Raw genomic sequence first — 13,362 nt, 5'->3', positions numbered from 1 at the left:
CATGAGCGGCGCTGCCGATGCGCTCGACCGTCGCGATACGGTCGACATGGCGGCCGCCGCCATAATGGTCGGCCTGACGTTCTCCTGGGGCCTGAATTACGTCGCCGCCAAGATCTCCTATGCCGGCTATGATCCGGTTTTCCTGTCGATCGCGCGCTCGGTTATCGGCGGGCTCTGCGTCTTCCTCTGGTGCCGCTGGCGCGGCATTGCGCTTTTCAAGAGGGACGGGACATTGCTCGCGGGCATTGCAGTGGGCGTGCTCTTCGGCATCGAGTTCCTCTGCCTTTATGTCGGGCTGGAGCACACCACGGTCGCCCGCAACACGCTGCTGGTCAACACCATGCCGTTCTGGATGCTGCTGGGAGGGCATTTCCTGCTCGGCGAGCCGATCAGCCTGCGCAAATCCCTTGGCCTTCTGCTTGCCTTTGCCGGCCTCGCCGCGGTCTTTTCCGACAAGCTCGGCGGCGGCGGGGACATGCTGTTCGGCGATCTGCTGAGCCTTGGCTCCGGATTCGTCTGGGCCTTGACCAATATCCTGATCAAGCGCTCGAAGCTGGGTAACACGAGCGCCGAAAAGCTGCTGCTCTATCAACTCTCCGGCGCTGCGATCGTCGGCGTCCTGGTGTTGCCTCTGGCCGGCCCCTCCGTGCGCGATCCCGCGCTGTTGCCGACGTTGGCCCTGCTTTTCCAGGCGCTCTATATCGTCGCCTTCACCTATGTTTTGTGGTTCTGGCTGCTGCGGCGCTATCCCGCTTCGAGCCTGTCGAGTTTCACGTTCCTGTCGCCGGTCTTCGGCGTGCTGTGCGGCGCCCTGTTCTTGAACGAGCCGCTGACCATACGCATTTTTCTGGCACTTGGTCTCATTGCCGCCGGTCTGGTCATCGTCAACAGGCCGCCGCGCCAGCAGACGGCCGAAGGAGGCTGACATGCGCGATATCCTCAGCGATCTCGAGGCGGGGAAACTGCTCTCCGACCCCGATCCGGTGCGCCGCGCCCAAATCCAGATGAAGAAGCCGCTGCCGAAACGTTTTTACAAGACCGTTTCGGTCGCGCCCGCCGATGGTGGCTTTGCCGTCCATCTCGACGGAAAGCCCGTGCGCACGCCGGGCAAGACGCTGCTGACGCTGCCGACCGAGAAGGCGGCATCGCTGGTTGCCGATGAATTCGCCGCCCAGGGCGAGACCATCGATCCGGTGTCGATGCCGGTGATGCGTCTCGTCAACACCGCGCTCGACGGCGTCGCCAGCGATCCGCAGGCGGTGCTGGAGGACATACTGCGCTTTGCCTCATCGGATCTGCTCTGTTATCGCGCCGACGCACCACAAGGCTTGGTCGAGCGGCAGAACGAGCTGTGGGATCCTGTCCTCGATTGGGCGCAGGCAGCACTCGGCGCTCGCTTCAACCTTGCCGAGGGCATCATCCACGTCGAGCAACCGCGCGAAACTATTGCTGTGCTGGGTGCGCATCTTGCCCAGCGCGCCGAGCCGCTGCGCCTGGCAGCGATCCACGTCATGACCTCGCTGACCGGTTCGGCGCTGCTGGCGTTGGCCGTGGAGTTCGGCGAACTCGGCGGTGAGGCGGCCTGGACTGCCGGCCATGTCGACGAGGATTGGCAGATCGAGCATTGGGGACAGGATGCGGAAGCTGTCGCGCGCCGGTCCGCCCGCAAGCGCGACATGATGGCTGCCGTCGGTCTGATCGAGGCGCTCGAAGGCTGACCGGCCACCGCACCGCACCTAATACCAAAGTCATAATCCCAAAGTCATCTGCCGTTGGCAGGCGCTTTCTGTCATTTTTCCCGTGATTGCTGCCGCGAGTCTGCGCTCGGAAGAGAATGCGAACGCAAGGGCGCTGCATCGAGCACAAGGGTCTCACGGGAGGAGCATCTCAATGGCTATCGCATCGACCGCCAGCGGAAAGAGCCGCGGCATGACGCGAGAGGAGAAGAAGGTCATCTTCGCTTCTTCGCTCGGCACCGTTTTCGAGTGGTACGATTTTTATCTCTACGGGTCGCTGGCGGCTTTTATTGGTTCGACCTTTTTCAGCCCGACCATTCCGGAAGCGACGCGCAATATTTTCGCGCTGCTGGCTTTCGCCGCCGGCTTCCTCGTCCGTCCGTTCGGCGCTTTGCTGTTCGGCCGCATCGGCGACCTTGTCGGCCGCAAATATACCTTCCTCGTCACCATGACGATCATGGGCCTGTCGACCTTCCTGGTGGGCTTGCTGCCTGGTTATGCGAGCCTCGGCATCGCGGCTCCGGTGATCCTGATCATCCTGCGCATGCTCCAGGGCTTGGCACTGGGCGGCGAATATGGCGGCGCGGCCACCTATGTCGCCGAGCATGCGCCGGACGACCGGCGCGGCTACTATACGTCGTGGATCCAGACGACCGCCACACTCGGCCTGTTCCTGTCGCTGATCGTCATCCTGATCGTCCAGGGCTCCATGAGCAAGGAAACCTATGCCGCCTGGGGCTGGCGCGTTCCTTTCATCGTGTCGTTCCTGTTGCTCGGCATTTCCATCTGGATCCGGCTGTCGCTTTCCGAATCCCCCACCTTCCAGCGCATGAAGGAAGAGGGCAAGGGTTCCAAGGCACCGCTCTCAGAAGCCTTCGGCCAGTGGAAGAACGCCAAGATCGCGCTGCTGGCACTGCTCGGCCTTACGGCTGGCCAGGCCGTCGTCTGGTATAACGGCCAGTTCTACGCCCTGTTCTTCCTCCAGAACGTGTTGAAGCTGGAAGCGCAGTCGGTCAACATCATGATCGCCATCGCGCTTGCGCTGGGCTCCATCTTCTTCGTCGTGTTCGGCTGGCTCTCCGACAAGATCGGCCGCAAACCGATCATCATGGCCGGGCTCGCACTGGCGATCGTCTGCACCTTCCCGCTGTTCAAGGCATTGACCTGGGCCGCCAATCCGGCCCTTGCCGAGGCACAGCAGAGCACCCGCGCGACGGTGACCGCGGCACCCGGCGACTGCAGATTCCAGTTCAATCCGGTGGGTACCGCGAAGTTCACGACGTCTTGCGACATCGCGACCTCGTTCTTGACCAAGAACTCGGTGCCCTATGACGTCGTTTCCACGGCGGCACCCGGTACGGCTGCTTCGGTCAAGATCGGCAATGAAACGGTGGCATCCTACGATGCTGTCGCCGCGGGCGACCAGGCCAAGGCCAAGGAGGCCGCCTTCGTCAAGGCCGTCAACATGTCGCTGCAGGACGGCGGATATCCGCTGAAGCGTGCTGCGATCAAGATACCGGACCAGAAGCTCGACGCGTTTGTCGCTGCCAATCCCGAACTGAAGCTCGACGCCGCCGCCATCCGCGCCGGCGAGAAGGCGACGGTTCCTACCGATCAGGCTATCAAGGACAAGCTTTTGACCGCCGACGAGGCTGCCGGTGCGCCTGAGGTCACCGTCTACAACATACCCGGCGGCGGTGCCTTCGCCATGTTCGCCGACCCTGCGGCCGTGAACTGGCCGATGACGATCGCCATCCTGTTCGTCCTCGTCCTGTTCGTGACCATGGTCTACGGTCCGATCGCGGCCATCCTGGTCGAGATGTTCCCGACCCGCATCCGCTACACCGGCATGTCGCTGCCCTACCATATCGGCAATGGCTGGTTCGGCGGTTTGCTGCCGGCGACCGTGTTCGCGCTCAGTGCCTACAGGGGCGACATCTATTATGGCCTCTGGTATCCCGTGATAATCGCGGCGATGTCGCTCGTCATCGGCATGATCTTCGTCAAGGACACGCTGGGCACGAACCTGGACACCAAGCAGTAACGCGTCGGATCCACATGCATGAGAAAACCCGGCGCGAGCGATCGCGCCGGGTTTTCATATTGAGGCTGAAGATGCGTTCAGCTCTTCGGCTGCTGGTTTTCTTCCTCGACAGCGGCCTCGTGATACCAGCCATCGAAATCGGCATGCGTATTACGCAGCGAGGCAAGCTCTGCCGCGAACTTGGCCTTCGCGCCTAAATTTGAGGCAGATACGCGGCCTGCAACCGGGAACATCAGGATCTTTGCCGACGGACGGGCGAGGGTGATTTCCATTGGCGGTCTCCTTTCTTCTCCGAGGGTCAGTTGGTTCAGCTTTTCCTCAAAATAGGTTCTGCGATTCATTTAGGCAATATGCTTATGAAAAGATCAGTTATTGACTATTATTTGCGCAATCTCTGCATCTGATCGATCCCAGCGCATTGCTGTGGCGGTGCAGCGAATTCAGAGGAATCTCGCGACCATTTTGTCGCACCGGTCGATGCCGGAGTGGCATATGAATTGCTTTTTACCAGTCGGCAGGTCGGCTTGCTCCGGCCATGCGTCGACACCGCGTGCGGTGGTCAAGCACAACGAGAGGCTCTAGAATGACCAAATACAAGCTCGAGTATATCTGGCTCGACGGATACACCCCGGCCCCCAATCTTCGCGGCAAGACCCAGATCAAGGATTATGCCGAGTTCCCGACGCTCGACCAGCTGCCGCTGTGGGGCTTTGACGGCTCGTCCACCATGCAGGCCGAGGGCCGCAGCTCCGATTGCGTGTTGAAGCCGGTCGCGCTATATCCCGATCCGGCCCGCACCAACGGCGTTCTCGTCATGTGCGAAGTCATGATGCCCGATGGCGTCACGCCGCACGTGTCCAACAGCCGCGCGACCATTCTCGACGATGAGGATGCCTGGTTCGGCTTCGAGCAGGAGTACTTCTTCTACAAGGATGGCCGTCCGCTCGGTTTCCCCGAGAGCGGTTATCCCGCCCCGCAGGGCCCGTACTACACCGGCGTCGGCTATTCGAACGTCGGCAGCATCGCGCGCCAGATCGTCGAAGAGCATCTCGACCTCTGCCTTGCCGCGGGTATCAACCATGAAGGCATCAACGCCGAAGTGGCCAAAGGCCAGTGGGAATTCCAGATTTTCGGCAAGGGCTCCAAGAAGGCCGCCGATCAGATGTGGATGGCCCGCTACCTGCTCCAGCGCCTCACCGAAAAGTACGGCATAGATATCGAGTTCCACTGCAAGCCGCTCGGCGACACCGATTGGAACGGCTCGGGCATGCATTGCAACTTCTCGACCAAATATATGCGCGAAGTCGGCGGCAAGGGTTATTTCGAGGCCCTGATGGCGCAGTTCGAAAAGAACCTGATGGACCATATCGCCGTGTACGGCCCGGACAACGACAAGCGTCTGACCGGCAAGCACGAGACGGCCCCCTGGAACAAGTTCAGCTATGGTATCGCCGACCGCGGCGCCTCGATCCGCGTGCCGCACTCGTTTGTCAAGAATGACTACAAGGGTTATCTGGAAGACCGCCGCCCGAACTCGCAGGGCGACCCCTACCAGATCGCTTCCCAGGTCCTGAAGACGATTTCGCAGGTTTCGACCGGCGCATCGGTTTCGGCCGCTGCTTGATATTTCACGTCGGGCCTCAAGATCCCCGACAACCATGACGCGAGCCCCGGCGGGAGTTGCCGGGGCTTTTTCGTGTGACGATGGCGGGCACTATCGCATGCCGCTGTTTCCGTTCGCCGCTCCTCGTCTTCCTGGCTCCTGGCCTGGCAAAGCAAATTCCCCCAAAAAAAGTCAGGTTAAAAAGGGCGGCTCAAACGCATCCCGACAAGGCGGCTTTGGGCTGACGAAAGCATACCTTGGCGCCGGTCCGCAGGCTTCGAAATCCTCGACAAAGCCCGGAAATCCGGCCATTCCGGCAAGAATGCCTGTCGATCGATCCTTTCATAAGCCCCTGTTCATACACCAAAATCAACCGTCTCGACGCCCGGCAGGCGACATTGACAGGCTGCGGCGCAACATGCGTATTCGCAGGCATTGGGGGATACGCCAAGCGGTGCTGTTCGAACGGGGCGGGGTTTCTTGAACGACAGCATTGGCGGGGGCGCCGGACGAGCGGGCATTGCAGCCTGAGGCAGTGTGCCGCTCGCTCCTGGCTTATCCCTTTACTTGCAAAAAGCGCATGCCGGATCGCCTGGCAGCCCAGCTTGGCTGGCTCAAGCCGGCCTGTGCCTCAGCGCAATCGACACGTGTGACGTGACCAGCCGACGGAACCTCAGCAGCCGGTGCGCCTTTCCAGTCGCTGGATCGGGCAGCATCCGATCGAACGCGTCAGTGTCCGCGGATTTGGCTGAATGGAAGCCTCGATATGAGCAAACAAAGAGGCCGGAAGAGGTTCATCTTCCGGCCTCGCGTTTGCAGGCTGAATTGAAGCCGCTGGATCCGGGTTATGCCGGGTCCAGGGAGATCAAAAATCAGACCGAATAGTACATGTCGTATTCGACGGGATGCGGTGTCATTTCGAAGCGCATCACCTCGGCCATCTTCAACTCGATGTAGCTGTCGATCTGGTCGTCGTCGAAGACGCCGCCGGCCTTCAGGAAGCCGCGGTCCTTGTCGAGGCTCTGGAGCGCCTCACGCAGCGAGCCGCAGACGGTCGGGATCTTCTTCAGCTCCTTCGGCGGCAAATCGTAGAGATCCTTGTCCATCGGCTGGCCGGGATGAATCTTGTTCTTGATCCCGTCGAGGCCGGCCATCAGCATGGCGGCAAAGGCGAGATAGGGGTTCGCGCCCGGATCGGGGAAGCGGACCTCGACGCGCTTCGACTTTGGCGACGAGCCGAACGGGATGCGGCAGGATGCCGAGCGGTTGCGCGCCGAATAGGCGAGCAGCACCGGCGCCTCGTAGCCCGGCACCAGGCGCTTGTAGGAATTGGTCAGCGGGTTGGTGAAGGCGTTGATGGCCTTGGCGTGCTTGATGATGCCGCCGATATAGAACAGGCAGCTTTCCGAGAGGCCGGCATACTCGTTGCCGGCGAAGGTCGGCTTGCCTCCTTTCCAGATCGACTGGTGGACATGCATGCCCGAGCCGTTGTCGCCGAAGATCGGCTTCGGCATGAAGGTGGCGGTCTTGCCATAGGCATTGGCGACCTGATGCACGACATATTTGTAGATCAGCATCTTGTCGGCGTTGCGGACCAGCGTGTCGAACTTGATGCCGAGTTCGTGCTGGGCCGCAGCCACCTCGTGGTGATGCTTCTCGACCCGCACGCCCATCTCGGCGAGCACGGTCAGCATCTCGGAGCGCATGTCCTGCGCCGAATCGATCGGCGGCACCGGGAAATAACCCCCTTTGATGCGCGGACGGTGGCCGAGATTGCCGGTTTCGTAGTCGGTGTCGTCATTGGACGGCAGTTCGGTGGAATCGAGCCTGAAGCCGGTGTTATAGGGATCGGCTTTGTACTTGACGTCGTCGAAGACGAAGAACTCGGCTTCCGGGCCGACATAGATGGTGTCGCCGATCCCTTCCGACTTCATGTAGGCCTCCGCCTTCTTGGCAGTGCCGCGCGGGTCGCGGTTGTAGGATTCGCCCGAAACCGGATCGAGGATGTCGCACAGGATGACCATCGTCGACTGCGCGAAAAACGGATCCATGTGGACCGTTTCAGGATCGGGCATCAGCACCATGTCGGACTCGTTGATCGCCTTCCAGCCGGCGATCGAAGAACCATCGAACATCACGCCATCGGCGAACATGTCTTCCTCGACCTCGATGACATCCATCGTCACGTGCTGCAGCTTGCCCTTCGGGTCGGTGAAGCGCAGGTCAACGAACTTCACATCGTTGTCCTTGATCTGCTTCATGATGTCTTTGGCTGTCGTCATGTCATGTATCCCTGTGGTGACGTTTTTTAATAATGACGTTTCGGAAGATGGGCGAGGTGTCAGACCGCATCCATGCCGGTTTCGCCGGTGCGGATGCGCACAACTTCCTCGATGTTCGAGACGAAGATCTTGCCGTCGCCGATGCGCCCAGTCTGGGCCGCCTTGCGGATGGCTTCGATGGCGCCTTCGACCGCATCGTCGCCGAGCACGACCTCGATCTTCACCTTGGGCAGGAAGTCGACGACATATTCGGCGCCGCGATAAAGCTCGGTGTGGCCCTTCTGGCGTCCAAAACCCTTGGCCTCGGTCACGGTGATGCCTTGCAGTCCGGCCTCCTGAAGCGCTTCCTTCACTTCGTCCAGCTTGAATGGCTTGATGATCGCTTCGATCTTTTTCATGTAAAAAGTGGCCTCCACTGCCAAAAAAACGGGTTGTGAGCCCCGCTTGCGCCTCCATCAAGCACGAATTGTGCCAATTGGCGGGATTTCAAGCGGTGTCATTCGATTCCAGAACATGCCGCACGAAGATGCAAATTCGCATCGTTCACTGCATCCAGCGCGCGACGGATGGCTGCAGCCTACGCGGCGTCGGTGTTTATGTCTGCCCGATATTTAGGCGTATTGCTTATTTGGTGGGCATTGCTCAGCTTGGCTGGGACCGCGCCAACTCCTCTGCGTTTGCGTCGAGCCGAAAACTGGACAATGCTTTATCGAATGCGGATCGGCAATCCATGAGCAACGAACTTCTTTCTCCCGAGGAGATGAGCGAGGCGGATCGGTTGACGATTGCCGCCGGCGCAATCGACGGCATCGGCCTGATGCGCCGTGCAGGCGAAGCCGTCGCGGCCGAAATTTTCAGGCGCGATCCGGCAGCGAAGCGGGTCCATGTGCTTTGCGGTCCCGGCAACAATGGCGGCGATGGCTATGTCGTGGCCCGCTGCCTGGCAACCGCTGGCGTCGACACGGTGGTCTGGGCGACGGGCACGCCGAAGCCGGGCAGCGATGCCGCGCTTGCCGCCGGCGAATGCCCGGTCAAACCTCGGCCGCTGGCGAATTTCGCGGCCGAAGCCGGCGCTGTCGTCGTCGACGCTCTTTACGGAGCAGGGCTGTCCAAACCGCTGTCCGGTGAAGCGGCGAGAACGGTTGGCGTGGTGACAAGCCTGGCCTTGCCGGTCGTCGCGGTCGATCTGCCATCAGGCGTTTCCGGGGACAGCGGCCAAGTGCTCGGCCATGCTTTTCGGGCTGGGGTCACCGTCACCTTCGCCCGCAAAAAACCTGGTCATCTTTTGCTGCCCGGGCGCGAGCTGTGCGGGGAGATCGTGCTCGCCGATATCGGTATCGCCGATGGTCTCATTGCCCGGATTCGGCCCCAGGCGTTCGAGAACTCGCCGGCGCTTTGGCTCAGCGCCTTTCCGATTCCGGGCGTCGATACGCACAAGTACAAGCGCGGCCATGTCGGCGTCTTTTCCGGCGGCCCGAGCGCCACTGGCGCGGCGCGGCTTGCGGCGCTTGCCGCGGCGCGAAGCGGGGCAGGGGCGGTCACCGTCCTGTCCCCGGCGAAAGCCATGCAGGTCAATGCCGCGCATCTGACCTCGATCATGCTGCGCAAAGCAAATGACAGCGCCGACATCGACGCCTTCATCGGCGAACGCCGGCCCTCCGCTTTTGTACTGGGCCCTGGCTTCGGTGTCGGTGAAAGAACGCGGAATTTTGCTCTCACGCTGCTTGCCGCTGGCCAGCAGCGGAACGTTTCCGCCTCGGTCGATGGTCTGGTGTTCGACGCCGACGCGATCACCTCGTTTCGCGAGAAGCCGGATGTCCTGTTCGAAGCCTCGCGCCAGCCGAGCGCGCCGTCGCTGGTGATGACGCCGCATGAAGGCGAGTTCGCCAGGCTGTTTGCTGACATCGCGGGTGGCGCCGTTTCGTCCAAGTTGGGCAGGGCTCGTATGGCCGCCACCCGTGCCAATGCCGTGATCGTCTATAAGGGCGCCGACACCGTAATCGCTGCTCCCGATGGCAAGGCCGCGATAAACTCCAATGGCGCGCCGTGGTTGGCAACCGCCGGTTCGGGCGACGTGCTCTCGGGGCTCGTGGCCGGCTTCCTGGCGCAAGGCATGCCGGCCTTCGAGGCGGCGTGCGCGGCGGTATGGATCCATGCCGAGGCCGGCAGCCGGTTCGGGCCGGGGCTGATCGCCGAGGATTTCCCGCTGGCGCTGGTGCCTGTGCTGCGTGAACTGGTGGCGGCTCGCGGCGCGCGCTGACTTGCCGCGACATTCAGCTTACAGCGGAATGTTGTCGTGCTTTTTCCAGGGGTTCTGCATGTCCTTGTTGCGCAGCATTCGCAGCGCGCGGGCGATGCGGCGGCGGGTCGAATGCGGCATGATCACCTCGTCGACATAGCCGCGCTCGGCGGCGACGAAGGGCGACAGGAAGCGGTCTTCGTAAGCCTTTGTATGAGCTGCGATCTTTTCGGCGTCTCCGATGTCCTTGCGATAGATGATCTCGACCGCGCCCCTGGCGCCCATCACGGCGATCTGCGCCGTCGGCCAGGCATAGTTCATATCGCCACGCAGGTGTTTCGAAGCCATCACGTCATAGGCGCCGCCATAGGCCTTCCTGGTGATGACGGTGATCTTCGGCACGGTCGCCTCGGCATAGGCGAAGAGCAGTTTGGCGCCGTGCTTGATCAGCCCGCCATATTCCTGCGCCGTTCCCGGCAGGAAGCCCGGAACGTCGACGAAGGTGACGATCGGGATTGAAAAGCAATCGCAGAAGCGCACGAAGCGCGCTGCCTTGCGGCTGGCGTCGGAATCGAGCACGCCGGCCAGCACCATGGGCTGGTTGGCGACGAAGCCGACCGTGCGGCCTTCGATGCGTCCGAAGCCGGTGACGATGTTCTTGGCGAAACTTTGCTGGATCTCGAAGAAATCACCCTCGTCGGCGACTTTCAGGATCAGCTCCTTGATATCGTAAGGCTTGTTGGCGTTGTCGGGGATCAGCCGATCGAGCGACAGATCGTGATCGGTGACCGACTGGTAGCATTCGATCTCGGGAATCTCCGATGTGTTCGAGGCCGGCAGCAAATCGACCAGCCGGCGCATCTGCAGCAGTGCTTCGACGTCGTTGTCATAGGCGCCGTCGGCGATCGAGGATTTCGTCGTGTGAACGGAAGCGCCGCCGAGGCTCTCGGCGGTCACCGTCTCGTTGGTGACGGTCTTCACCACGTCCGGTCCGGTGACGAACATGTAGGAGGTGTCGCGCACCATGAAGATGAAGTCGGTCATGGCCGGCGAATAGACGTCGCCGCCAGCGCAAGGCCCCATGATCACGGAAATCTGCGGAATGACGCCCGACGCCAGCACATTGCGCTGAAAGATCTCGGCGTAGCCGCCGAGTGCAGCCACGCCTTCCTGGATGCGGGCACCGCCGGCATCGTAGAGGCCGATGATCGGCGCGCGGTTGCGCAGCGCCATCTCCTGCACCTTGATGACCTTTTCGGCATGCGCTTCCGACAGCGAGCCGCCGAACACGGTAAAATCCTTGGCGAAAAGGTAGACGGGACGGCCGTTGACGGTGCCCCAGCCGGTGACAACGCCATCGCCGGCGATCTTGGTCTTTTCCATGCCGAAGTCGGTCGAACGGTGCTCGACATACATGTCGAACTCCTCGAACGAACCCTCGTCGAGAAACACCTCGATGCGTTCGCGGGCGGTGAGCTTGCCCTTCTTGTGCTGCGCGTCGATGCGAGCCTGACCGCCGCCCATGCGGGCGATCTCGCGACGACGCTCGAGTTCCTTCAGCACGTCCTTCATTCTCGATCTCCTGCGCGGGCTGCTTTGTGGTAATGATGCCCGCAGGTGAGCGCAAGCGTCGCTTTTTCGAGGCGTTTTGTTGCGCTGCAACATGATGCCCTTGCATTTCAGAGCGAACTCAGCCATATGCACGGCATAGGCGCTTGGGCCGGACCGATCCGGCCTTCTCCTCGAATGAGACTGGTTGCGTCTGTTTTCCCTCTTTCCTGCTGATCGGCCCCGATTGGTTAGCAAGGTGGCGAAAAAGCCCCGTGGCATGATGCCTGCGGGCACGACAGCGCAGCCGCGCGGACGAACACGTCCGCCGCCTTGTCGTTCCATGACAATTGATTCGACGGCAGGTTGCGCCCTGCCGCCATTGATGTTTGCGGCCAGAGGCCGCGTGAAAGAAGAATATTTTGACCAACGAAAACACTTTGCCCGGCAACGACACTGGAGAACTCTCCGGTTTCGCAGCACTGGGAATCACGGGTGCGCTGCTCAAGGCCACCCATGCCGCCGGCTTCACCGATCCGAAGCCGATCCAGGCTCAGGCGATCCCGCCGCAGATGGAAGGCCGTGACATTTTCGGCATCGCCCAGACCGGCTCCGGCAAAACTGCGGCCTTCGCGCTGCCGATCCTGTCGAAGATCATTGCGCTCGGCACCAAGCGCCGGCCGAAGACGGCACGCGCGCTGATCCTGGCGCCGACACGTGAGCTCGCCGTGCAGATCGAGGACACCATCAAGATCCTCGCCAAGGGCGCGCATGTCTCGACCGCGCTCGTGCTGGGCGGCGTCTCGCGCTTCAGCCAGGTGAAGAAGGTTGCGCCTGGTGTCGACATCCTGATCGCCACGCCTGGCCGGTTGACCGATCTGGTGCGCGAAGGCGACCTCATGCTTGCCGACACCAAATGGCTGGTGCTCGACGAGGGCGACCGCATGCTCGACATGGGCTTCATCAATGACGTCAAGCGCATCGCCAAGGCGACCGCGCCGGACCGTCAGACGGTGCTGTTCTCCGCGACTATGCCCAATGAAATCGCCGAACTGGCGAAAGGCCTGCTGAAGAACCCAATCCGTGTCGAAGTCGCGCCGCAAAGCACGGCGGCGGCCGAGATCGCGCAGAGCGTCGTCCTTGCCCGCACCAAGCAGAAGCGCCAAGTGCTGTCGACGATGCTCGCCGACGAGACGATGAAGTCCGTCATCATCTTTTCGCGCACCAAGCACGGCGCCGACCGGGTAACCAAGGACCTCGAGCGCGACGGCTTCAAGGCCGCTGTCATCCACGGCAACAAGTCGCAGAATGCGCGGCAGAAGGCACTGAACGATTTCCGCGAGGGTTCGGTGCGCATTCTGGTGGCCACCGATATCGCCGCGCGCGGCATCGACGTGCCCGGCATCAGTCATGTCGTGAATTTCGACCTGCCTGATGAGGCGGAGAGCTATGTCCACCGCATCGGCCGCACCGGCCGCAACGGCCGGGACGGCATTGCGATTACGCTCTGCGATCCGTCCGAGAACAGCAAGCTGCGCCAGGTCGAACGCATCATCCGCGCCAAGCTGCCTGTTGTCGCCGACCATCTCGGCAGCCCCGATCCGCAGCGCAACCCGGCTGAGAAGAACGAGCGCTTCGAGCCTGCCAATGACCGAAACGACCGCAATGGCCGTCGCGACGGCAGGCGGCCGGGCGGCCAGAACAACGGCTCCGGCAAGAAGCGCTTCGGTGACAAGCCGGCCTTCGCTGGCGACCGCAAACCGGAAGGCGCCAAGCCCTTCAAGGGCAACAATAAACGCCGCTTCGGCGGCAAGCGGCCCGCGGCGCGGGCCGCGTAGGCAGGCCGCTTCGTATTGACCGGGCATTTGCGTGCCCGGCTGGTCACCAGTGAGATAAAGGGCGACCGCGGT

General features: G+C 61.9%; 10 protein-coding genes. 6 read left to right on the top strand and 4 right to left on the bottom strand.

Annotated features, from left to right (window positions below):
* Position 1: 1 nt before the first annotated feature.
* From LB545_RS29595 to LB545_RS29585, 3 genes are all read left to right on the top strand, one after another.
* Positions 2 to 925: a DMT family transporter gene (locus LB545_RS29595; protein WP_140650858.1), complete on the top strand. Its 924-nt coding sequence runs from the start codon at positions 2 to 4 to the stop codon at positions 923 to 925.
* Between the two features lies 1 nt (position 926).
* Positions 927 to 1,718: an ATP12 family chaperone protein gene (locus LB545_RS29590; RefSeq protein ID WP_140561145.1), complete on the top strand. Its 792-nt coding sequence runs from the start codon at positions 927 to 929 to the stop codon at positions 1,716 to 1,718.
* Positions 1,719 to 1,890: 172 nt separating this feature from the next.
* On the top strand, positions 1,891 to 3,780 hold the full coding sequence (locus tag LB545_RS29585) for an MFS transporter (RefSeq protein ID WP_140650863.1): 1,890 nt from the start codon (positions 1,891 to 1,893) through the stop codon (positions 3,778 to 3,780).
* A gap of 77 nt (positions 3,781 to 3,857) precedes the next feature.
* Here the strand turns inward: LB545_RS29585 and LB545_RS29580 are convergent, their stop codons facing one another.
* Positions 3,858 to 4,052, bottom strand: coding sequence for a DUF2735 domain-containing protein (locus tag LB545_RS29580; protein ID WP_140650866.1), 195 nt, complete (start codon positions 4,050 to 4,052; stop codon positions 3,858 to 3,860).
* Positions 4,053 to 4,363: 311 nt separating this feature from the next.
* Between LB545_RS29580 and LB545_RS29575 the strand changes: the two genes are divergently transcribed.
* On the top strand, positions 4,364 to 5,404 hold the full coding sequence (locus LB545_RS29575; protein WP_140650869.1) for a glutamine synthetase beta-grasp domain-containing protein: 1,041 nt from the start codon (positions 4,364 to 4,366) through the stop codon (positions 5,402 to 5,404).
* An 851-nt stretch (positions 5,405 to 6,255) separates the two neighbouring features.
* Here LB545_RS29575 and glnA read toward each other — a convergent pair.
* Together glnA and LB545_RS29565 are read right to left on the bottom strand one after the other, a co-directional pair.
* On the bottom strand, positions 6,256 to 7,665 hold the full coding sequence (glnA, locus tag LB545_RS29570) for a type I glutamate--ammonia ligase (protein ID WP_140515442.1): 1,410 nt from the start codon (positions 7,663 to 7,665) through the stop codon (positions 6,256 to 6,258).
* Positions 7,666 to 7,724: 59 nt separating this feature from the next.
* A complete protein-coding gene (locus tag LB545_RS29565) occupies positions 7,725 to 8,063 on the bottom strand; it encodes a P-II family nitrogen regulator (RefSeq protein WP_006205430.1) in 339 nt (112 codons plus the stop codon).
* A 332-nt stretch (positions 8,064 to 8,395) separates the two neighbouring features.
* On the opposite strand from LB545_RS29565, the gene LB545_RS29560 reads away from it, so the two are divergent.
* The gene (locus tag LB545_RS29560; protein ID WP_140584213.1) at positions 8,396 to 9,925 is read left to right on the top strand and encodes an NAD(P)H-hydrate dehydratase; all 1,530 of its coding nucleotides are present in this window, start codon (positions 8,396 to 8,398) and stop codon (positions 9,923 to 9,925) included.
* A gap of 18 nt (positions 9,926 to 9,943) precedes the next feature.
* Here LB545_RS29560 and LB545_RS29555 read toward each other — a convergent pair whose 3' ends face one another.
* On the bottom strand, positions 9,944 to 11,476 hold the full coding sequence (locus LB545_RS29555; protein WP_140515440.1) for an acyl-CoA carboxylase subunit beta: 1,533 nt from the start codon (positions 11,474 to 11,476) through the stop codon (positions 9,944 to 9,946).
* Positions 11,477 to 11,874: 398 nt separating this feature from the next.
* Between LB545_RS29555 and LB545_RS29550 the strand changes: the two genes are divergently transcribed.
* Positions 11,875 to 13,290, top strand: coding sequence for a DEAD/DEAH box helicase (locus tag LB545_RS29550; RefSeq protein WP_140515439.1), 1,416 nt, complete (start codon positions 11,875 to 11,877; stop codon positions 13,288 to 13,290).
* Positions 13,291 to 13,362 lie beyond the last annotated feature (72 nt).

Source organism: Mesorhizobium sp. BR1-1-6 (genome assembly GCF_020165355.1).
Taxonomy (GTDB): Bacteria; Pseudomonadota; Alphaproteobacteria; order Rhizobiales; family Rhizobiaceae; genus Mesorhizobium.
The sequence above is the reverse complement of the archived record's forward strand: the minus strand, read 5'-3'. Positions and strand labels throughout refer to the sequence as shown.

Bases quoted from the DNA above. Each gene is read 5' to 3' on its own strand.
- LB545_RS29595 (WP_140650858.1), top strand. From the start codon at position 2: ATGAGCGGCGCTGCCGATGCGCTCGACCGTCGCGATACGGTCGACATG.
- LB545_RS29590 (WP_140561145.1), top strand. From the start codon at position 927: ATGCGCGATATCCTCAGCGATCTCGAGGCGGGGAAACTGCTCTCCGAC.
- LB545_RS29585 (WP_140650863.1), top strand. From the start codon at position 1,891: ATGGCTATCGCATCGACCGCCAGCGGAAAGAGCCGCGGCATGACGCGA.
- LB545_RS29580 (WP_140650866.1), bottom strand. From the start codon at position 4,052: ATGGAAATCACCCTCGCCCGTCCGTCGGCAAAGATCCTGATGTTCCCG.
- LB545_RS29575 (WP_140650869.1), top strand. From the start codon at position 4,364: ATGACCAAATACAAGCTCGAGTATATCTGGCTCGACGGATACACCCCG.
- glnA (WP_140515442.1), bottom strand. From the start codon at position 7,665: ATGACGACAGCCAAAGACATCATGAAGCAGATCAAGGACAACGATGTG.
- LB545_RS29565 (WP_006205430.1), bottom strand. From the start codon at position 8,063: ATGAAAAAGATCGAAGCGATCATCAAGCCATTCAAGCTGGACGAAGTG.
- LB545_RS29560 (WP_140584213.1), top strand. From the start codon at position 8,396: ATGAGCAACGAACTTCTTTCTCCCGAGGAGATGAGCGAGGCGGATCGG.
- LB545_RS29555 (WP_140515440.1), bottom strand. From the start codon at position 11,476: ATGAAGGACGTGCTGAAGGAACTCGAGCGTCGTCGCGAGATCGCCCGC.